Raw genomic sequence first — 23,237 nt, 5'->3', positions numbered from 1 at the left:
CAGGGTTTTGCTCAGTTCAATTCGACTTTAAAATTTTGATGGTTAAGCCAGTTATACTTTCTTGATGGTAAGTATTACTGGTTTTTTTATGTCTGTAATATTAATAAGATTATTAATTAATAAAAACTATTAAAATAATGTTGACTATCTTAATGAGAATGATTATCGTTTAGTTGTTGCTTAGGCAGTGAATGCTCTCTCACTAAATAAGTAACAGTAAAGCATGGAACTTAATGGTTATGCTCCAGGACACATAACCATTAAGTGACCACTTTAGGATTTTACAGAGTTTTGCTCAGTTCAATTCGACTTTAAAATTTTGATGGTTAAGCCAGTTATACTTTCTTGATGGCAAGTATCACTGGCTTTTTTATGCCTGCAATATTCATTATATTATTGATTAAGAAAATTTTAAAATAGTGTTGACTACCTCAATGAGAATGATTATCATTTGTTTTGTTGCTTAGGCAGTGAATGCTCTCTCACTAAATAAGCAGCAGCAAAGCACGGAACTTAGTGGTTATGCTCCAGGACACATAACCATTAAGTGACCACTTTAGGATTTTACAGGGCTTTGCCTTAGTTCAATTCGACTTTAAAATTTTTGATGGTTTAGCCAGTTATACTTTCTTGATGGCAAGTATCACTGGCTTTTTTATGCCTGCAATATTCATTATATTATTGATTAAGAAAATTTTAAAATAGTGTTGACTATCTTAATGGGAATGATTATCATTTACCTTGTTGCTTAGGCAGTGAATGCTCTCTCACTAAATAAGCAGCAGCAAAGCACGGAACTTAGTGGTTATGCTCCAGGACACATAACCACTAAGTGACCACTTTGAAATCCTACAGAGTTCACTCGACATTTAAAATTTTTGATGGTTTAGCCAGTAATATTTTCTTGATGGAAATGTATTACTGGTTTTTTTATGTCTATATTCCTATGCTTTGAAGCTAAATTTTAAAGCGACCAACGACCTCAGACATGCTATTGCTACTTACTTCCAATTGCTGGCTAGTTTCGCTAAGTTGCTGGGTTGTTGCAAGTGATTCATCGGTCATTCCCGCTAAATCATTAATACGTAAATTAACCTCATCAGCAGCCTGGCTTTGTTGCTCGGTAGCTCTGGCTATTTGGGTATTCATATCAGAAATTACTTCCATCAATCGATCAATTTCAGAAAGTGAATCATCAGCTTTTGCGGTTTGCTCTACTGTTTTCAGGGAGATGTCTTGGCTGACTTTCACCGCGGCAACGGCTTCTTTGGCGCCAGTTTGCAGTTTTTGAATCATCTGCTGAATTTCATTGGTGCTTTGTTCAGTGCGATTAGCTAGGGTGCGTACTTCATCAGCTACAACAGCAAAACCTCGGCCTTGCTCACCAGCGCGTGCAGCCTCTATCGCAGCGTTTAGCGCTAATAAATTGGTTTGCTCAGCTATACCTCTAATAACATCAAGCACAGAGCCAATATTGTCACTTTCAGAAGCAAGGCTGGCGACTACTTGGCTAACATCATCAATATTGCTCGATAGTGATTGCATTTGTTTGATGGTGCTCGAGATAATTTCTTTGCCATCTGAAGTGTTATTCCTAGCGTCATTTGCGGCTTGTTCGGCAGAGTTAGCATTATCACTCACTTCTTTAATTTGTGAGGTCATTTCTTCCATGGCCGTGGCAACTTGTGCAGTAATATCATTTTGGTTTTGGATGAGAGATTGTGTGGTATCACTCGCACCAGAAACGGCTTCAGCATGATCTAAAACTTGGGTGGTATTATCGGCAACATCTTGTAATAACTGGCGCATTTTACCGGTAAACTCATTGAAGTAATTAGATAGTCGAGAAATTTCATCTTGACCACTAGCATCTAAAGAATTGGTAAGATCACCATCACCTTGGGCGATATCTTTCATTAGCTCTGCTGCGGAGCGGGTAGGCACTAAAATACTTTTACCAATGACATAACTTAAGCCAATGATAAAAATAGCAATAACTAGGCTATCAATAATAACCCTATTACGCTGCGTAGCAAAAACAGCATCAATATCATCTAAGTAAGTGCCTGAGCCTATAATCCATTGCCAAGCAGTAAAACCCTTAACAAAGCCTATTTTATTTACGGGGTCCTCAAAACCAGGTTTTGCCCACTTATAATAAACAAAGCCTTCGCCTTTTGACTTGACAATATTGACCATATCAACAAATAAGGCTTTACCATCAGGGTCTTTAACACCCGCTACACTTTTCCCATTGAGTTTAGGCTTGATGGGATGCATTATCATATTAGGAAAAAAATCATTAACCCAAAAGTAATTATTAGTATCGTAGCGCATGTTAGCAATAATGCTCAATGCTTGTGTTTGTGCCTCGCTTTCATTAAGTTTTCCACTTTGATATAACGCATGATGGTGCTCAATAATGCCATAAGCACTGTCTACTAATTCTTTATTGGTTTGCTTTTTCTGTTCTATTAAAGAGTGATATTCTTCAAACAAACTTACCGCATCTAGTAATGATAGGGCAATAACAATCAATCCCACTAACATGGCTAATCTTTGCTGTATGGTGAATTTTCTCAAAAAATTCATAAATATCTCTTTAAATTAGCAAGCTGTACACCTCAGTTTAGTTCAATTTTTATCATACTTAGGTAAAGTAAAATAAAAAAATACCGCTGAAAAAGTGGCAATTTGTAGACTTTAAAGTGGCTTGTAAAGCTATGGCATGATGGTGTGGGGGATTGATATTTTGAAGGTTTTTCCTTTTTCTTGCTCTGTGATTAGCTCTATAGTGCCTTTTAATTTTTGAGTCACTAAGTTAAAGACAATATGTGCTCCTAAACCTGAGCCTCCTTGACCTCTTTTAGTGGTGTAAAAGGGTTCAAATAACTGGGATTTTGTCTCTTCATTTAACTTACAGCCATTATCACCATAATATAACTCAATACTTTGTGCCGATCGCTTAACGTCAATGGTTATCTCACCACTACCATCGCTAACGTCAGCAAAAGCATGTGTTAGGCTATTGATAATTAAGTTGTTAGTGATTTGTACTATGGCGCCCGGGTAGGAGGTAATTAAAACTTCTTTAGCACAATTGAGTTTTATATTTATTTGGGCTTGTTTAGCTTTAGGTTGTAGTGACCGGATAACATCTTCTAAATAATCTCGCACATTTAAAGTGCGAGCATCATCAACTACGCTATCAACGGCAATCAACTTAAAACCTTCAATTAAATCAACAGCTCGGCTAATATTTCTTAACGAGAGTTCAAAACCTTGCTCAAGTTCGTCGGTAAATTTAGATAATTGTTTTGAACTCAGTGTTTGATCATCCATGGCGGTAATTATATTGTGACACCTTTCTTTCATAAAGCTAATTGAAGTGAGCACAATACCAATAGGTGTATTCACTTCGTGGGCAACTCCTGCAACTAGTCCTCCTAGAGAGGCCATTTTTTCATTTTCGAGCAGTTGAACTTGAGTGAGTTTTAATTCTTCTAAAGTCTGATTGAGCTCACTATTACTTTGACTTAATGCTTGGGTTCTTTCTTTTACTCTTAGCTCTAGATCTTCGTTCAATGAATTTGCGACTTGCTCTGCTTTTAAACGTTGTTTTATCTCAATTTCTAATTTGGCTATAGTATCGAGCTGCTGTTTCGCATGGCTCTCTAACAATTCACGCTTTTGCTGGTGAAAATTAACTTGTTCAAAAAGCTCTTTCGGAGATAGTTGTAATTGTGCAAAAAACTGGGAAAAATAACTGGCTAATTGCTGCTCTTCATTGGTATTGATTAAACTAACGTTATTGAAAGCTTTGTACGCTGAAGCCATACCAATAGCTCCCGCTAAACTGTTAAGAGCCGAGTTTTTTAATGATGATAATTCAACAATATTGATATTTTCTTGGTCGAGTATTTCCGATTTTACTAACGATTGTTGTAATTTTGACTCAGCTAAATCTTCAGGAAGATATTGTAGAAAAACGTGTTTAATTAAACTTTTCTTACCGAGCAGACTAATATTGGCTGTTGTGCCTTCAGCAAAATTATCTTTAAAATAGATGTTTTTAATATCAACAAATTGATGTGATATTTTTTGTTCTTCCTCGGACATTTTAGTAAATAAAGAAACACCAACATAACAAAGTATATTAGCGAGTAAGCTCCACATTAGCCCATTGGTTAATGGGCTAATTCCCTGAATGGCAAAGAGTTGCTCGGGGTTAAACCAATAAAAGAAACCATTGTCTTGCGATAATATTGACCAGTCTAACCAGCCAGAGCGAATTAAAGACGGTAATAAAGAACAATAAAACCATAAACAAGCACCTAGGGTAAGTCCGCTAAAGGCACCGGCTAAATTACCCTTACGCCAAATTAGGCCACCAATTAATATCGGCGCAAATTGTGCGGTGGCAACAAAACTTATACTGCCTATATTCACTATCAGCTGCGAGTCACCAATCGCGCGGTAATAGAATAAACTTAAAAAGAGCACCATCAACACCATCAACCAACGCAAAGGTAAAATCTGACGTTTTAGGGCGGATAGTTTAGGCGTTTGCATGATAACCGGCATTAAAATATGGTTGGTTAACATGGTTGAAAGGGTCATCGCACTAATCATTATCATGCCGGTCGCTGCGGCAAAACCGCCAAGAAAGGTAATGAGTGCAATAAAGGGGGCATGATTTGCTAACGGTTGAGTTAATAATAATATACCAGACGATTCAAGCGCTCCTGGCGTCATCAAACCAGCAAGTGCTACGGGAAAAGTGAAGATATTGATGAGTAATAAATACAGCGGAAAAAGCCATTTAGCTCTATCTAAAAATTTGGCATCGCTACATTCGACAATACCGACATGAAATTGTCTTGGCAGGGTAATAATGCCCAAAGCGCCAATTAACATGAAACTAAACCATTGTTGAGTCGAAATAGTTAGCACATTAGGGTTAAATTCTGCCTGATGAGCAACTTGTTCAAATATGCTAAACACTCCGGGATTGATGATATAACAAATCCACAAAGTGCCAATAAGCATAGCTAATAATTTTAGAATACTCTCTCCGGCCAGAGCCACCATCATACCCGGATGTTTTTCTGTTGGATCTATATGGCGGACACCAAAAATTATCGTGAAAAATGCCATCATCAAAACAATAAATACATCTAAGTAATCAATAAATGCTAGCGATTGTTCTGAGTTCGCTGTCAGTATTAGAAAGCTATCAATAACCGATTTTAGTTGGATGGTTAAATAGGGGGTGATACCGACTAAACAAAGTAAGCTAATTAATGCCGCTAACCTTTGTGATCTTTGATAACGAACCGAGATGAAATCGGCAATACTGGTTGAGTGAAACTCATTTTTTAATAACACCATTTTTTTTAATAGTGGCGTCATAAAAATGAAGGTAAGGGTAGTGCCCAGATACAAGGCAATAGGAAAAATCCCTTGTTTAGTCGATACGGCAATATTGCCAAAAAATGTCCACGAAGTACAAAAAACGGCCAAGCTTAAGGCATAGGTATTGGCGGAATTCCGTATTTTTTTGGCACTTTTACTTTCTGACTGCCCCCACTGAGCCAATAGAAATAGTGAGATCATATAAAGCGCGAGTAAGAACATTATTAGGCTAAATGAAATCACTTTGCGTTATTCCTTTGGCGCTAAATCAGTATGGCGGGCTGTGGTGTTTTTATCTTCGGCGGGTTGTAATGCCGCTAACAAAATAATAAGGGACCAGCTAATAAAAATATATAACCAGTTGGCGAATAAAGACACTTCATCGGCGAGCAGTAAGGGTACAATAAATGCAATAAAAGTCAGTACTGCGAGAAAGCCGCGTCTTGCGATATTATCAGACATCTTGTCAACCTTAGCAGGAACGTATTACTTCATTATAGAGGTAAAAATATTTATTAATCAATGCCTATTTTTCAATCAATAAGTTAATGTTTTGTCATAAAAAAAAGGGAAGCAAATGCTTCCCTATAAAATAACCTCAACGAGGTTAACTAACGCAAGATGTTATAAAAACTACAAGACAAATTTGGTTGAGAATTGAACATAATCTGAATCAGCATTTGATTCAGCCATCTCAAAGTTACCTACTTCTAAACCAAAAGATAATTGTTTAGTTACGTTTTTAAAGATATTCACACCCCAATGAGAGCGATCTGTATCTCGAAGATCAGTTGTAGTATTGCCATAAAATGCTGAACTACGCATATCATTAGTCCAGAAATGACGATAAGCAACCATGATAGAGGTGGTATCTTCTGCTTCCCAACTACCCGCACTATTTGGAGCTACGTCTGTAGAAGCGGTAACGCCCACGTAACGGCCGACATTACCACCGTGTACTTGAAAGCGAAAATCATCTTTACCAAAGGTATTTATACGACCGGCAATACCAAAACCTACAGCAGATTCAGAGCCATCAAGGGTCTGTAATTGACGAGCTAAACCAGAAACAGATACATTACCCCAGTCGCCTTTAAAGGTATATTTACCAATAAAATCAGGAATTGAATCATCGCCATGAACACCTTTGTATGTTTCCGGGTTTTCAATCGAAAGTTGTAAACCGCCATTGGTATATCGAACCTGACCTTGACGAATAAAGGCAGAGGCCACTAACGGACCACCAAAGTCAGCGGCTTCAGCCAATGAACTGGTGTTTTGGAAGGTAGTCCAAGTTTGACCAACTAAGACATTCTTATATTTAACAAAGGCATGACGTAAACGTGGCTTAGAAGAGTTGGATATTAGCTCGTTACCGCCACCCGCCACGGCATCACCATAAAAATCTATTTCAATAAAACCAGAAACATCACCATGCACATATTTAGTGTTAAAACGAGTTTCATTGACAGCAATACCAAAGTTAGATTGGCTTTCTGGTAATACGGTACCGCCGCCGTACCAGTAATCATTTGCAGCAATATTGCCACTTGTATAGCGAGCATCAACTTTAACGTAACCACCAAAAGTTAGGCTGTCACCATCATCTAATTTAATCGTATAACCGGCATTAGCGGCACTCGTCACAGCCAATAAACTGGTTGCCAGTACTACTTTTTTAACTGTAAATAATGAATTCTTAAACATGGTATTCCCCATTTTTTATTACTTATTATAGTGAGACTTATTTTTAGAGTGACTTAGTGTAATTTGTTTCAAGTGCTAATATTTTATGAGGTTTTAGTTGCCCCTTATTATTTTAAATCACTGTTACTTTTTGTTATTGAATAATAATTTAGTGGGTAAAGTGAACAAAAGGAATTAGACCTAAGTCTACATTGGTAGAAAATTTACTTAGACTTTAGTCGATTTTGACTAAATAAATTCCATCCTTTGAAATACCACTTTCCAGAAAATAGCTTTGAGAAACAGTTAACATATTGAATATAGTCTAAATTAATTATATTTCCTGCAACGAGGCCTATTTTTGGCATATAGCTGTTGTTATTTAGCTTTGAAGTAAGTTCTAAAGTCACGTCAGTGCTTTCTTTGAACATATATTGTTGCTGAAATACCATTGATAACATCAGTAGTGTTTAATAATTCGGGGCGAAAAAAAACCTAGGGAAAGCCGATGGTAATCGCTTAATCCTAGGAATTATTTTACTTTTTAAGTAACTGTATTTGAGGAAAGTTAAAAAGCAACCTGCATAGCTAAACGGTAGCTTCTGCCATCACCGACAGTAACATTAGAGGTGCCGCCACCCGCAAGGTAGTCGGTATCAAATAAGTTTTGCACATTAAAACGTAAATTAATATCTGTATTACTTACGTTGATTTTATACGTGGCGCCAACATCAATACGGGTATAAGCATCTTTAACTATGGTGTTTGCGTTATCCGCAAAACGCTCCCCTTCATAAAAGGCACCAGCGTTAATAGCAAGGTTTTCAGTTAGTTCATAACGTGACCAAATTGACGCGGACCACTCTGGCGCATCAACAGGTGTTTTACCGGTGTACTGTTCATCATTTTCATAAACAGCATCTAGGTTCATTACTGAGGTCATAACAAAAAGTTTATCAGTTACCGCACCTTGAGCGGCCATTTCAAAACCCTTATGGCGTTGTTCACCTACCTGAGAAGTGCGGTAGCTATCATCTTCATAATACTCGGTCACCAATACGCCAGACTTAGTTATGTCGAATATTGCAGAAGTCAGTAATAAACGGTCATCCAATAACTGCCACTTAGCACCAAGCTCATATTGTTTTGAGGTCATGGCATCTATTTCCATGCCGTAGTTTAAATCTTCATCATCATTGATGGTTTCACTGCTTTGTGGTTCAAAACCTTCGCTATAACTTGCATAAAAAGTGGTGCGATCACTTGGGTGATATAACAGCCCGCCTTTAGGCAATAGTGACTCATTGTCAGCGCCGGTTTTACTTTGTTTATCGTAACGACCACCTATCATTATTTGCCACTCTTGGTTAATGGTGATCAAGTCTTGAATATAGATACCATAGTAGTCATATTCACTGGTATAAAGACTGTCATCATCAGCATAACTAATGTCAGGGCGAGGCGGCTCTGCTTGACCAGCAGAATACTCAAATGATTCGCCATTTACTTTCAATTGACCGTAATAATAATCAAGATAATTGGCACCAATGAGCAAGTTATGATCTACACCAACAAGTTGAAATTCACCCGTAAAATCAATAAAGGCCGTTTTAAACTGCCAATCATCAAAGCGATCATAAGGTTTTGAAGTGTATGAATCACCCTCAGTGAAATCACTCGACTTTTTTGGTGAGGATTCAAAACGTTGACGTTCAAAAGTTTGTTCGTTATACCCAAACTTTACCTGCCAGGAGTCATTAATAATATAATTCGCATCAACACCATAATTTTCTACGGTAATGTCAGTAAAAGCCCATGACATATCGCGAATTGTTTTATCATCACCAATAATATTGCCTTCATCATCAAGCCAAGCACCAGTGTCTAAACCCGCTTTATCATTGGTTCTGTCATAGTGAACTCTTACTAATAAATCGTCATTAATATCGTAATCAACCACTAATGCACCTAGGAAACGTTCACGTTCTCTTTGTTCACCGTCTTGATATTCACGTTGGTAAGTAACATCTTGTTTAACTAAATTAGCTCTATAACGCAGTGATTCGTCTGTCGTAATTGCGCCGCCAGCATCAAGTGTTAATCGAGATGAACCTTCTTGGTCAAAATCCATACCTAGGTTAAATATACTGTTAGCCGTTGGTTTTTTAGTAACCATATTTACTAAACCACCAGGGCCAGACTGACCATATAAAATACTTGATGGCCCTTTAATTACTTCAATACTTTCTAAGGTTTCAATTGGTTGTTGATAATGAGACCAATGCTGATGGCCATCGCGTAAGTAACCATTTGAAGAGCTCAACTCAAAACCACGTAAATTAAATACTTCGCGGTTACGTTGCTTTGAACCTGCGGTTAAACTTGCATCATTAGCGAGTACTTCACCTAAGGTAGTGGCTAATTGCTCGTTAATAATGGTATCTGGAATAACAGTGACCGATTGTGCAGTTTCTAATAATGAAATATTCCCACGCATGGCACCATTAGCATTATCAACTTTATAACCATTAAAATAGCTACCTTTAACTTGAATCACTTCAATGTCTTTAAGTGACTTTGTCTCTGCCGAATTGTTTGTTGAACTTTCTGCAGTATTGGTAGTGTCAGCGGCAAAAGCTGCTGGTGAGGAAAGTACCGCAGTTACGGCTAAAAACAGGGGAGAAAACTTCATAAATAACTCAAACCTTAATTAATATAAGAGTAAAACAAATGTACAATAAATAATTGTGCGAATTCTAATGATAACTATTATCATTTGCAATCTTTGTTTTGTTATTATTTGACTTATTTGTCAGGAAATTGATTTAGCGCATGTTTTTTATTCAAATTGTTTTTAGGGCAATAAAAAAGGCCAGCTAAGCTGACCTTTATGTAGTGAAAGTGTAACAAAATCCAAGACGTTTATTTCTTATCAGCGGCTTTTTGTGCTGTTAAGTTAGCTGCATGAGGTAAGTCATGTGCTGGCATTGGTTTGTTGTCATGTTTTAAGTAGTTATCCATCCAGCGCATTAAACGTAAGCTGTAATCGTACTTCGCTGCTGCACGTTTATTACCGTGGCCTTCACCTGGGTAATATACTAAACGAACCGTTTTGCCATGAACCTTCATATAACGGTACATCTCCATAGATTGTGCTGGATGTACACGAGGGTCGGCTTTACCGTGCATAATAAGTAATGGTGTTTCAGATTGCTCAACCCAATAAATAGGGCTGCGCTCTAAATACCATTGCCATTTGTCCCAAGGATATGAACGAGCATGAACTAAGTTCATTTCGTTAGATATATCGGTAGTACCAAACTTAGATAATTGGTTAGAAATACCAACAAACATTACGCTAGCAGCAAAATGTTTAGTTAGCTTAGTTGCACCCCAAGCTGAAGCATAACCACCGTATGAACCACCAGTGATACCAACTTTTTTCTCGTTGACTAAACCAATATTCACTAAGTGATTTTTAAGGTCTACTAAATCATCAAACTCTTTACCTGCGTAATCGTTTTGACCTAATTTAGAGTAATCTACGCCTTTACCTGTGCTACCACGGTAGTTAGGGTGAAATACAGCATAACCCTGTGCTGCCGCTAATTGGCCCGGACGAGAGTAAGCTGTTATCCAGCCATCTTTATCATGACTTTCTGGACCGCCGTGCACTGACATAATTAATGGGTAACGTTGGCCTTTTTTGTAATCAAGCGGATAAACTAAAATACCACCAATTTCAACGCCGTCACGGGCTTTAATGGTAAGGCTTTCTTGTTTAGCTAACGCAACATCATTTAACCAAGTATTGGAGTCAGTTAAGCGAGTTTGTTTCTTACCGCGAAGCATAAATACTTCGTTAGGGTACTGAGCACTGTTAGCTTTAACGACAACAGTTTTGTCTGAATCTGAAATACTTAAGTTACCAGCGATGAATTTACCACCCGCAACAACAGTTGTGTACTTATTAGAACCAGGTTTGATTTTAGCAACAACCGATTGAGTACCAATATTGGCGATGAAAAATAACTCATCACGCTTATTAGACCATTCAAAATCGCTAACGTGTCCCTTAAAGTTTGGTAACCAGTTAGCTACTTTTCCTGAACTCACATTGGCAATAAATAAACGACCACTTGCGGGATCATGTTTGTCTTGAGCGCCAATTATCGCTACATATTTACCATCGTAAGAAAATTCAGCGCCGTTTAATTTACCTTCTGTAGCGAAAGATGTTTTAACTGACTTTTTAGCTATATCGACAATGTGCCACTGTGACTTCATGTATTTGTCATCAATTAAGGCAGTCGGTTGAGTTTTAACTAATAAGTCTTTACCTGTAGGGGAAAAATGTACATCAGATACATACCCTTTGATGTTCCATGCTTCAGGTGTGATTGCTTTATCAGACTGAGTAAGGTCAGTTACGTATAAAAGCTGATTAGTAAGTTGCTCTTCAAAAACTTCCGCTTTAAAACCTAAACCGGTTAGTGTTTTTACTGATTTGTCTTTGGCTTTTTTAGCTAAGATAGCAATTTTTTTGTTATCACTGCTTAATGCGTAGTTACTAATGCTAGTATTTTTCAATACTACGGTTTTTTGAGCTTGGCCGCCGTTTGCTGGAATTTGATAAAGGTTAGTGAATTTGTCATCGTTCATTTTTGCTAAGAAATAGACTAATGAACCATCAGCAGACCATTGGATGTTTCTAACATTCACTTTACCGGTGATAAAAGGGCGTTCTTCGCCTTTATCATTTACTAGATAAAGCTCACCCCAGTTTTTTCCATCTTTTTCAACATAGATCTCACGAGGCACTGAACGAGTGTAAGCAATATATTCACCACTTGGGCTGACTTGTGCTTGGCTAACCGATTGCAGTGTTGCAAGGTTTTCAGCGGTAATAATTTTGCTTGTTTGCCCAGCAGTTGCTACTGAGCAAGTAAGCAAGCCAAAGCTGATCGCTAAGGCTTGTTTTAACGAGTTTATTTTTAGTTTCATTTCTAGTCCTAGAGGTCTATTTGAAAGATTTTAACACCTTGAGTTTATGTTTTTTTGAGCGTGAAACCAATGAAAATTGTATAAAATTCGATGAAAAGACTAAGAATCGAGATTAAATAGATATTGCCTATATATCTTTTGTCAATTTTATCAATTAGCATTAATTATGACGAAAAATAACATAACAATTTGTAGGCGTCAGGCTAGATGACAATTATAAGAATAAAAATTATGACAACTGACACAGCACCGAACATGAAAAAAGCCTACACTTTTCATTAAGTGCAGGCTTTTTTGTTATCTCAAGTATTTGAGGCGCCAACTAGATTCAGGTTATTTAAATCTAGTTTCTAGGTAATCAAATACAGCGCGAATACCAAATGATTCACCACCTAATGGACGACCTGATAAATGACGCACATTGAAGGCCATTACATCAAAATGCACCCAATCAGTTTTTTCAACAAAACGTTGTAAGTATAATGCGGCAGTAATAGCACCGCCAAAAGGTTGTGTTGGGCAGTTAGTCATATCAGCTATAGTGCTGTTGAATAAGTCATCATAAGGTTTATGTAACGGCATACGCCACACCGGGTCGCTATTTTTCAGGCCGGCTGCGGTAATATCGGCAGCAACTTGATCATTAGTTGAAAAGAAGCCGGCTAATTCGGTTCCTAAAGCAACACGCATAGCACCAGTTAAAGTAGCAAAGTCTATAATTAATTCAGGCTCGTCATTTTCTGCTTCAGCTAAAGCATCACATAAAACTAGGCGACCTTCGGCATCAGTATTATGGATTTCTACGGTAAGACCTTTACGAGTAGTAACCACATCACCTGGGCGAAGTGCATTGCTTGATACTGCATTTTCTACCGCTGGAATTAATACACGTAAGTTAATAGGTAAGTTAAACGCCATGATTAATTGTGCTAACCCTAATACATGTGCAGCACCGCCCATATCTTTTTTCATATTACGCATGCCAGCAGCAGGTTTCATATCTAAGCCGCCACTATCAAAACAAACACCTTTACCGACTAATGTTACTTGTGGATTTTTGCTGTCACCCCAAGTTAAATCAACTAAACGAGGTGTGTGAATACTGGCGCGACCAACGGCATGAATAGTAGGGTAATTTTGAACAAGAAGATCATCACCAATGATTTGTTTAACTTCACCGCCAAATTGTTCAGCTAACGATAACGATGCTTGGGCTATATCTTCCGGCATCATATCGGCAGCAGGTGTATTGATTAAATCACGAGTAAGGGCGGTTGCTTGGGCAAATTTTATTGCATTGGCAACAATCTTAATATTACCTTTCACATTGTTAATCGCTAAAGTAGCTAATGCTTTTTCAGACTTGTCACTGATGTATCTATCAAATTGGTAAGCACCTACTAACCAACCAAAGCTAATTGCTTCAACGTGCTCAGATTCTGCCTGTAATAAATATTGACCTTGTGGTAACTGTTTGATTAGGTCGCCACAAGCGAAATAATCACTGGCATCTGCAACTACAAATAAAACTTGGCTGAGTTCACCTTGGTTGTTAGGGATAAGAGACAAACCGCGGCCTTTAAACTGGGTGTTTGATAACCATGTTTGGCTGTGTTTTTCTTGGCTTTCAAACCATTCTGGATAGGCAGATTTTTCAATAATGATTAATGGTGTACCGCTATTTTCTGCGTTCAATAAATTATTCATGAGCTTCCTTTCGAGGGAGTTAAACGAGCATGTCATGATTGTAACCTAAGCAGAGTAAAGCGGAAGTATTACCGGACAAAAGAGTAGACGAATTGATATAAAAAGATGTAAAAATGATATTTCTGGAGAAATATTACTAAGGGTATTACAGTAATACGTCTTTAAGTGTGGTCTTGCCATCTTTATTGGTTTTACTCATTTGTGCCATAAATAATTCAGCGGTGGCAATAGCATCGTTTAGTGCATTGTGGGCATGGTGTTCAGGCAATTTAAATTTATGACGTAAGTTAACCAGTCGTAACTCTGATGGATCATAGGCAACATCGCGTTTGTCTAGGCGCCGCTTAGCCAGTGCAAGGGTATCTATCATAGGAAAAGTAGGTGTCATGCCATATAGCTCATAACAAGCTTCAGTCAAAAATTGCCTTTCAATACGGGCAAAGTGTACCAGCATAACTTTTCCCGCTAAGGCCTTTAGTAGTGTTTCAACAACGGTTACTAGCGCTTGTCCTTGTTCCTTTTGACTATCAGTAATGTGATGAATAATCACATTACTTTCTTCAAGTTGTGCTTTGGTTTTGATAATTTGATGGTAGCTTGTTTTGAGTGACATCTGCTGTTGTTTAAGGGTGATAAAACCAACACTGAGTAATTTATCTTGTTTGGCATCCAGACCGGTGGTTTCGAAATCTACCGCCAAGATTTCAACTCTATCAATAGGAGTATCTATATCTGGTAAAGGCACGGATAAAAAATCTCGCAGTGCACCAGCGGGAGCTTTTTCTAACAGCTTTTTCCGCTTAGCCTCATAACCAAGCAGCCAACCGAATAGTGATGAATTTGTTAACTTTGTAGTCGGCATCAGTAGCTCGACTGCTTAACATCTTGTAAACTTTTTATTACCTTAAAAGCATCTTTAAGGTGCTCTCGTTCTAACTTAGATATTTCTTTAGGTGACAAGTAGTTATCAGGACTCTCACCGCGCATTAATTCTTTTGCTTGATGCTCAACTCTGAGCATGCCTAAAAATTCATAAGCATCAATTAAATTTTCAGCCGATTCTCTGGTGATTGATGGTGTACCGGCAGCTTGTTGAATACGCTCTATGGTATTCACTGCACTGATACCTTCTGATAACGCATATATTCTAGCTAAATCGACCACAGGCGCGATGCCATTATGTTTTAAATCAAGTGTTGCTCGATGTTTACCATTTTGTTTTAAAACAAAATCTCTGAAAAAACCCAGTGGTGGCCGTAAATTTAAGGCATTTTTCGATAAATGCGCGATAAACAGCGTACTGTTTTGAGTTTTTATCAGTAGTTGTTTTCTGACTTGGTTAAGCAAAGAAACATCGCCATAAATGGTCTCTAAATCGAAGAATACGCTACTGTTTAGTAAAGCTTTCGGGTTAGGTGTCTCGACCCAATCACTAAAATATCTATGCCACATTTTTTGCGGTTGTCGCCATTTTGGGTTGGTGGCCATAATATCGCCCGGGCAGTAGATAAAACCACACTCGGCTAAACCGTCACAAACATAGGTGGCGAGACCTTCGAACCAAGCATCATCATAAGGATTCATCGAATCACAGATAATAATGGCATTGTCTTGATCTGAGTGAGCAAGCTGCTCTTGCCGAGCTTGTGAACCTGCAGCAAGCCAGGCATAGGGTACCGGAGCTTGACCAAATTTATCTTCAGCCATTTCAACTAAACGCTTAGTAAAAGCCATGGTAATGGCGCTGATACTTTTACCAACATGATCGGCACTACTACCTAACTTTGCTAATCTAATTTGTAATTTAGGTAATAGCTGACTGATTTCTTTTAGCTCGCTGAGGGTGTTCGCTTTGTGGATAATGCTCGATAAGTTAATGGCATTATGACCTTCGTTATTAATCAAATCCGTGACGGTAACCATACCAACAAGGTTGTTCTGCTTGGTGACAGGTAGATGATGAATATGTTTGGCAGCCATCATCATTAACGCGTCATAAGCATTACTTTTTACGTCGATAGTGCACATGTCGCTCGTCATGATTTTACTAATAGCTTCACTAGTAGCTAGTCCTGCAGCGACACAACGGCGACGAATATCTTTATCAGTTACAATGCCAATTGGATTTTCATTTTCAATAACCACTAAGCAAGAGTAGCCTTGTTCATTCATTTGCATTGCTGCTTGCTGAATCGTTTGGTCGGCGTTAATTGAGGCGACAGGACTTTGATAGAAGTCACTAACAGAGGTATTCATTAAGGTAGAAGATAAAATAGCCTCTTCATTAACCTGACTCATTTTACTTTTCAATCGTTGAGCCGAATTTTGGCTGAAATAGTCGCTGATGCTAGGGAAACGTTCACCTATGTCTTGTAAAACACTGGCCTCAACACTGTAAACTAAACAGTCTTCATCTGAATGTACTTTAAGCTGATCTTCACTCCCAGCTTGGCTGTTACTGAGTGGACTGGTATCGCTATGATAAAAAGCATCACACAAGTCTCCTTCACCCAAACGACTGACTAATTCACCGTCGGCAGATCGGCAGCTAATAGCGCCTTTTCGTAATATATATAATCTTGGCTCGTTAATACCTTTTGGCGGAAAATAGTCACCTTTTCTCACATAATTGATCGTTAGTTCCCGCACAAGGTGGGCAAGCACTTGCTTGGGCAAGCTATCAAAAGGAGGGATGCTGTGAATAAAAGTGCTAATTTCTGACAGTTCAGTAGCCATATTTTCTCCACCATTTGGGAAGTCGAAATCTAATATCCAGTGATGATGTTAATTTAGAGATTTGTTGCCTTATAGACAAGTATTTTCATGCAAACCTAGACTAAAGTTGAGTGCTTCAAGACACTTTATAAAAGCCAAGCGTAGATCTTGAACTCATCTAATTCAATTTCATTGGTAATAACTACTGATATGCGCAGAGTGAAGGTACAACACGAACATTAGACTAATTACTCAGTTTTAATCATGCTTTCAGGCTTTTTCCACAATCTAGACTAAAGGCTAATACCCCGCTAAAAAAAAGATTGTTAGGGTAATTGACAGTAAAAGTTGCATATGGATTTTTGCCACTGCTTTCTAATTACCGGTAATATTGTTCGGTCAATGTTGATAGAAATCTATATATATACTTTTGCTAATTGATACATAAAATTATTACTAACTTTCTTTAAGTAAAAGCGTAAAGCGAAAAAAAAAAATTAAATCGCTAAAAAACGCTACGTCGCTAGGAGACTATTGTGGAAGAAAATAAAAAAGCATACTGGCAGGAAAATCTGCGCTTGATCTTTATCTGCCTTGCAATCTGGTTTGCGGTTTCATTTGGTTTAGGTTTACTTCTGGTAGAGCCGCTAAATGAATTTCGTCTGGGTGGGTACAAACTTGGTTTTTGGTTTGCACAGCAAGGTTCAATTTATTCATTTTTAGGTTTGATTTTTTGGTATGGCGCCAAAATGAACAAGCTTGATAAAAAATATCACGCGGAGGGCTAAGAGATGGATGAGTTAAAACTATATACTTACATCGCAGTATTTGGCACGTTTGCTTTATATTTTGCTATTGCTTGGTGGGCTCGTGCGGGTTCTACCAGTGATTTTTACGTAGCGGGTGGCGGCATTACCCCATTACAAAACGGTATGGCGATTGGCGCTGATTGGATGAGTGCAGCGTCATTTATTTCAATGGCAGGTATGATTGCCTTCATGGGTTACGGCGGTTCAGTCTTCTTAATGGGTTGGACAGGTGGTTATGTATTATTGGCTATGTTATTAGCGCCATACATGCGTAAACACGGTAAGTTCACTGTACCTGAGTTCATCTTCGACCGTTATTATTCAAAAACTGCACGTATTGTTGCGGTAATTTGTTTAATCATTGCTTCGTTAACTTACATCATCGGTCAAATGAAAGGTGTGGGTGTAGCTTTCTCTCGCTTCTTAGAAGTTGATTACGGTTTAGGCTTAGGCATCGGCATGTTCGTTGTTTGGGTATACGCTGTACTAGGTGGCATGAAAGGTATTACTTACACGCAAATCGCTCAGTATGTGGTAATGATTTTTGCTTACACTATTCCAGCGGTATTTATCTCATTACAACTTACCGGTAACCCAATTCCACAGCTAGGTTTAGGTAGTACGTTAGCAGATGGTAGCGGTGTGTACTTACTTGATAAATTAGATATGGTTGTTACTGACTTGGGCTTTAAAGAATACACTACAGCGAATTTAGGTGGTGGTTTAAATATGTTCGCCTATACCATGTCTCTAATGATTGGTACTGCGGGTCTTCCTCATGTAATTATGCGCTTCTTCACTGTACCTTCAGTACAAGCAGCACGACAATCAGCAGGTTATGCTTTAGTCTTTATTGGTCTTCTTTACACAGTTGCTCCGGCAGTTGGTGCAATGGCTCGCTTGAACCTAATGAATACTATTGAACCGACAGCAGGTCAAAACCTTGAGTATGCTGAACGTCCACAATGGTTCAAAGACTGGGAACAAACTGGCTTATTGAAGTATGAAGATAAAAATGGCGACGGAAAAATTCAGTACACTGCTGATAAAGCAACGAATGAAATGATTAAAGTTGACCGTGACATTATGGTACTAGCTAACCCTGCAATTGCTAACTTACCAAACTGGGTAATAGCGTTAGTAGCTGCTGGTGGCCTAGCCGCTGCACTATCAACAGCAGCCGGTTTGTTATTGGCGATATCATCCTCAATCTCTCATGATTTAATGAAAGGGGTATTAACACCAGACTTGTCAGAGAAAAATGAGTTGTTAGCTGGTCGAGTGGTGATGACGATTGCAATACTGATATCCGGTTATCTTGGTTTAAATCCGCCTGGTTTTGCCGCGGGTACTGTAGCACTGGCCTTTGGTCTAGCTGCATCAAGTATCTTCCCTGCATTAATGATGGGTATCTTCTCTAAGAAAATGAGTGGTAAAGCCGCGGTTACAGGTATGATTGCAGGTATTGGTGTAACTATGCTTTATGTATTCCAACATAAAGGCATTATGTTTATCCCTGGTACTTCTTTCCTAGGCGGCATGGGTAAAGATTGGTTCTTCGGTATCTCTCCTAACGCATTTGGTTCAGTAGGCGCCTTAGTTAACTTTGCAGTCGCTTTCGCTATGCTTAAGGTGACTGGTCCAGCACCAGCTCATATCCAAGAAATGGTACAAAACATGCGCATTCCTGGAAATGTGAGTGCAGCACACGATCACTAGAACATTAAGTGATTAGGCGTGGCTTAGGTCACGTCAAAATAAACTAAAAGGCTAGACGACTGTTGCTCCCAAAGTCGCTAGCCTTTCTTTCTCTACGGCTATTTGATTTAATGTTTTTTTAAAGAAAAACTATAAGAAGAACTCTATGAATAAACACACTAAACTTGCTTTTATGGTTGCTCCTTTTCTCGCTATTTTGGGTTTTATTGGCGCCGATTTTTATGAAGAAGCACAAGCAGATGATAATAAAATCATTCAATTAGCGCCGGAAGGACACTGTGATATTGTTAATCAAAATTGTGTGCTGAGTTCAGGCGAATTTAAAGTAAACATTGCTGATAACGCCGGTGTTACGGAGGTTAATTCAACTTTTCCGTTAGATAGTGCAACCCTATTTCTGGTCGATAAAAGCGATAATATGACGCCTTATCCACTAGGCATGCAAAAAAATCCTTATTATTGGCGCAGTAATACTCCAATAGGTGAGCTGGTAGCTAATAAAGGGGATAGTTATAAATTGCGTTTAATAGCCAATATTAAAGGCGGTCAGTACATTAGCGAGTTTTATACACAAACAGTTAAGTAACATGAGTTAATTTAGCAATAAAAAGCAGCTATACTTTAAAGTTGGTATTCATACCAACAGGTATAACAACGTCTAAAATCAATTAAAGGAATAATTTATGCAACATTTAGTCGATGACTTTATAAAGATGAACCAAGCTGGGCAAGTATTGGCGTTATGTGAAAAATATTATCATGATGATGTCACCATGCTGAGTAACGGTGATTTATTTGCTCAGTCTATGCGAGAAGCATATGAAATCCAAAAAGGTTTTGCTGAGTCCATAGCCTCATTTGATATTCAGCTTATTTCTCAGCAAGTTACTGATAATATAAGCGAACTTGTTTTTCAATATAAAATGATTGGTGTTGATGAGACACTGAATGAATTTACTGGCAAACATATTCAAACCTGGCAGGGTAATAAAATCATTCATGAAGAATATCTAAGTGTTGGCTAAATATATTTATTGTCGGTAATAACAAAAGTTAGCCCCCATTCTAACCATTTGTATTGGTGACTTCTTACCGCACTCTCTAAGTTCGCCCCATAAAGGCTGCATTCTTTACTTTAACCAAAACCTCCATCATCATAGCTAATAAGCATTTTCTCGTTAGCATCTCGCATCGCAGACAATATTACACAGCATTACGACCTATTGATATTCAGTTAAAATTACGCAAAAATAAATGATAACATTTATTGATTTTATCGATGAGTTAGACATAGATGATAATTATCAAGTTTCTGGTCGTTATGCTTTGATAAATAAAATAACTTAAACCACACTTATGCATTAATTTACCGCGCCATTCATTTATCCATTTTATAATTGCTAGCTTCTAGGAGAAGGGATGCCTTCTATTCGACCAAAGGTAAAACCGAAACATACCATTTTATTTAAGTTTTCTTTTGGTTTAAGTTTATTATTCTTAGTGATGATTGCAGCAACTTATATGGTGGTTGATCTCGTCGCTAAAGATTATCTGATCAGTAAAAATAAAGAATTAATCGACGAAACTGGTTCACATATAGTATCCGAGATATCACTACGTATTAGCATCGCTGAAAACTTAACTCGAAATCTGGCCGCCGCTGGGGAAACATTACCCAAGGATCCGCAGTTATTCTACAAAGTGATACCCCAAATCCTTAATGTGCAAGAAAACCAAGATTTTATTGCTGGCGGTGGTGTTTGGCCTGAGCCTGAAATGTTCACAGTTGGTCTAGCGAGGCGCAGTTTTTTTTGGGGGCGAGACAGTATTGGTAACTTGCAATACTTTGACCAATATAATGAGGTTGAGGGTACGGGTTATCATAATGAAGAGTGGTATGTAGCAGGTCGTTATAGCAAAAGAGGTGAATGCCTCTGGTCCAAATCTTACATGGACCCTTATACCTTAGCCCCGATGGTAACTTGCTCGGTGGCAATGTTCGAACAGCAAAGTTTTTTGGGAAATGCCACGGTTGATGTAAGTCTACAACAACTTAAAAGTATATTACGCCAAGGTAGCGCCAAACTTGGCGGTTACGCTTATGCCGTAGATCGTAATAATAAGTTTTTGTCCTTTCCTGACGATCAGTTAACTAAAGTCACTAATCGAGATAATGATAATTTAACCCAAGAGTACATTACGGTTAATCAACTAGCAGAAAAGCAGCATCTATTTCAGCCAATTGCCAGTATCTTAACTGAAATTAATAAATCATTTATTCAAGCGCTCTCCGATGAAAACATACTATTGGCAGAGAATATTGCTCAGCAGAGTGTGCAAATATCTATCGAAGACGCACAATTAATGGTCGCTAATATGTCGGTCCTACGTGCTCAGGGCTTACATCAAAACCCTGATACAATTTCAGTGATCTCCAAACAAGATTTTGTCTTAGGTGAGCCAGTAAACGTCTCGGTATTCATCATCCCCAAAACCCTGTGGAAGGTTATTGTGGTTACGCCGCAGCAAGTAGCAATAAATAGCGCCAGTAAAGTGGCAAACTTGATTTTAATATTGCTCATCGCAATCTTAATTATTGCGGCGTTTTTTGGTTTTATATATTGTCGACGTAGTTTAATTGTACCTATGTATCAAATGGTAAAACAACTGCAACACCCCTCGTCAGAAGAGGAGGCTGCTCAAGCAGAGTTGCTTGATGATCGCAGGCAGGATGAATTCGGTTTGTTGGCTTATCACTTTAACCAAGCAAAAATGGCGTTAGATAATAACAACCGAGATCTAAAACTGCAGATAAATGAACGTAAGCAGGCAGAGCAGCAATTAAAACATCTGGCACTGCATGACCCACTAACGGGTTTACCTAACCGGTTATTATTTCAAGAACGACTGCAGCAGGCGATAGCCCTGTCTAACCGTCAACATCATAAATTTGCCGTATTCTTCATGGATTTAGACAACTTTAAGATTATTAATGACACTATGGGCCATGAATCTGGTGATGAGCTACTTCGGCAGGTTGCGTTAAGGCTCTCCGGCATAGAACGCGATACAGATACGGTAGCACGATTAGGTGGTGATGAATTTGCTTTCATCATCAATAAGGTTGTCACAGCTGAAGATGCTGTTAGCTTTGCTCAGCGACTCAATAAATTATTAAAAACGCCGATAGAAGTGAATGGAAACAATATTAATATGGGTAGTAGCATCGGGGTTACTATTTATCCTGACGATGCCTCCAGCAGCGATGAACTGCTTCGTAATGCTGATATTGCTATGTATCAGGCGAAAGAAGATGGCCGTAATACCACCTGTTTTTTTACCCGCGAAATGAATGTTAAATTACAAAAAAACAAGGAGATTTTGACCGATTTAGCCGAGTCTTTGACTCAAGACCATTTTGAACTCCATTATCAACCGATTTTTACTATCGACCATAAGACACTCGTTGGCGCTGAGGCATTGATACGTTGGCATCACCCTGAGAAAGGCATGATCCCTCCGGATAAATTTATCACCCTTGCTGAGCAGAGTGGGCTGATTAATGAGTTGGGCGATTGGGTATTGGCACGGGCATGTCGTGAAATAAAAAACTTTATAAAGGCAGGTATTTTAGATATTAAGGTGGCCATTAATATTTCGCCAGTACAATTTAGGCGTAAAGATTTTTTAGCGCATATGCTGCTGATTTTAGAACAACATGATGTTAGCGCCAACTTTATCGAACTTGAAATAACAGAAGGTGCGGTAATGGACAATGTTGATCAGGCTATTGATATGATGCAAGCTTTGCATGATGCAGGCTTTCAGTTAGCAATGGATGATTTTGGTACTGGCTATTCCTCGTTGAGTTATCTAAAACGTTTTCCTATCCAAAAGGTGAAAATAGACCGCAGCTTTATTTCTGATCTTGAAAATGACGATGACAGTAAATCAATTACCACAGCCATTATTCAGATGAGCCACTCATTAGGGTTAAATGTACTTGCCGAAGGCGTAGAAACAGAAGCGCAATTGCACTATTTACAGGGCGAAAAATGTGATTATGTACAAGGTTATTATACCGGAAGACCTATGCCAGCCAGCAAATTTATCGAAAAATTCAAGGTGGAATTGGACAATCATCAGTCTGACGACCAGCCTAAATCAAGTGCCATAATGTAG

Annotated in this window: 14 protein-coding genes; 5 read left to right on the top strand and 9 right to left on the bottom strand. The window is 38.4% G+C overall.

The window, feature by feature from the left end:
- Positions 1 to 957: 957 nt before the first annotated feature.
- From GAB14E_RS06750 to GAB14E_RS06790, 9 genes are all read right to left on the bottom strand, one after another.
- The gene (locus GAB14E_RS06750; RefSeq protein WP_033083332.1) at positions 958 to 2,592 is read right to left on the bottom strand and encodes a methyl-accepting chemotaxis protein; all 1,635 of its coding nucleotides are present in this window, start codon (positions 2,590 to 2,592) and stop codon (positions 958 to 960) included.
- 129 nt (positions 2,593 to 2,721) lie between these two features.
- Entirely contained in the window at positions 2,722 to 5,658 is a 2,937-nt protein-coding gene (locus tag GAB14E_RS06755; RefSeq protein ID WP_156115758.1) for an ATP-binding protein, read from the bottom strand.
- Between the two features lie 6 nt (positions 5,659 to 5,664).
- Positions 5,665 to 5,877: a hypothetical protein gene (locus GAB14E_RS06760; RefSeq protein WP_033083330.1), complete on the bottom strand. Its 213-nt coding sequence runs from the start codon at positions 5,875 to 5,877 to the stop codon at positions 5,665 to 5,667.
- Between the two features lie 171 nt (positions 5,878 to 6,048).
- A complete protein-coding gene (locus GAB14E_RS06765; RefSeq protein ID WP_033083329.1) occupies positions 6,049 to 7,122 on the bottom strand; it encodes a hypothetical protein in 1,074 nt (357 codons plus the stop codon).
- Between the two features lie 547 nt (positions 7,123 to 7,669).
- Positions 7,670 to 9,793 carry a TonB-dependent siderophore receptor gene (locus GAB14E_RS06770; RefSeq protein ID WP_033083327.1) on the bottom strand — a complete coding sequence of 708 codons (2,124 nt, stop codon included), beginning with the start codon at positions 9,791 to 9,793 and terminating at the stop codon, positions 7,670 to 7,672.
- A 230-nt stretch (positions 9,794 to 10,023) separates the two neighbouring features.
- Positions 10,024 to 12,105 (bottom strand): alpha/beta hydrolase family protein, encoded by a 2,082-nt coding sequence (locus GAB14E_RS06775; RefSeq protein WP_033083326.1) that lies wholly within the window; start codon positions 12,103 to 12,105, stop codon positions 10,024 to 10,026.
- Between the two features lie 333 nt (positions 12,106 to 12,438).
- A complete protein-coding gene (locus GAB14E_RS06780; RefSeq protein WP_033083325.1) occupies positions 12,439 to 13,812 on the bottom strand; it encodes a leucyl aminopeptidase family protein in 1,374 nt (457 codons plus the stop codon).
- A 145-nt stretch (positions 13,813 to 13,957) separates the two neighbouring features.
- Positions 13,958 to 14,674 carry an exonuclease domain-containing protein gene (locus tag GAB14E_RS06785; protein ID WP_052093867.1) on the bottom strand — a complete coding sequence of 239 codons (717 nt, stop codon included), beginning with the start codon at positions 14,672 to 14,674 and terminating at the stop codon, positions 13,958 to 13,960.
- A complete protein-coding gene (locus GAB14E_RS06790; protein ID WP_033083324.1) occupies positions 14,674 to 16,548 on the bottom strand; it encodes a putative nucleotidyltransferase substrate binding domain-containing protein in 1,875 nt (624 codons plus the stop codon). The genes GAB14E_RS06785 and GAB14E_RS06790 overlap by 1 nt, the downstream gene beginning before the upstream one ends.
- A 515-nt stretch (positions 16,549 to 17,063) precedes the next feature.
- Here GAB14E_RS06790 and GAB14E_RS06795 point away from each other — a divergent pair.
- The 5 genes from GAB14E_RS06795 (at position 17,064) to GAB14E_RS06815 (ending at position 23,237) form a co-directional block, all read left to right on the top strand.
- Positions 17,064 to 17,315 (top strand): DUF4212 domain-containing protein, encoded by a 252-nt coding sequence (locus GAB14E_RS06795; protein ID WP_033083323.1) that lies wholly within the window; start codon positions 17,064 to 17,066, stop codon positions 17,313 to 17,315.
- 3 nt (positions 17,316 to 17,318) lie between these two features.
- Positions 17,319 to 19,055 carry a sodium:solute symporter family protein gene (locus GAB14E_RS06800; protein ID WP_033083322.1) on the top strand — a complete coding sequence of 579 codons (1,737 nt, stop codon included), beginning with the start codon at positions 17,319 to 17,321 and terminating at the stop codon, positions 19,053 to 19,055.
- A 145-nt stretch (positions 19,056 to 19,200) separates the two neighbouring features.
- Positions 19,201 to 19,641, top strand: a complete 441-nt coding sequence (locus tag GAB14E_RS06805; RefSeq protein ID WP_033083321.1) for a hypothetical protein — start codon at positions 19,201 to 19,203, stop codon at positions 19,639 to 19,641.
- 97 nt (positions 19,642 to 19,738) lie between these two features.
- Positions 19,739 to 20,080: a hypothetical protein gene (locus GAB14E_RS06810; RefSeq protein WP_033083320.1), complete on the top strand. Its 342-nt coding sequence runs from the start codon at positions 19,739 to 19,741 to the stop codon at positions 20,078 to 20,080.
- 394 nt (positions 20,081 to 20,474) lie between these two features.
- Positions 20,475 to 23,237, top strand: coding sequence for a bifunctional diguanylate cyclase/phosphodiesterase (locus GAB14E_RS06815; RefSeq protein ID WP_033083319.1), 2,763 nt, complete (start codon positions 20,475 to 20,477; stop codon positions 23,235 to 23,237).

This window comes from Colwellia psychrerythraea, from assembly GCF_000764185.1.
Taxonomy (GTDB): Bacteria; Pseudomonadota; Gammaproteobacteria; order Enterobacterales; family Alteromonadaceae; genus Colwellia; species Colwellia psychrerythraea_B.
The sequence above is the reverse complement of the archived record's forward strand: the minus strand, read 5'-3'. Positions and strand labels throughout refer to the sequence as shown.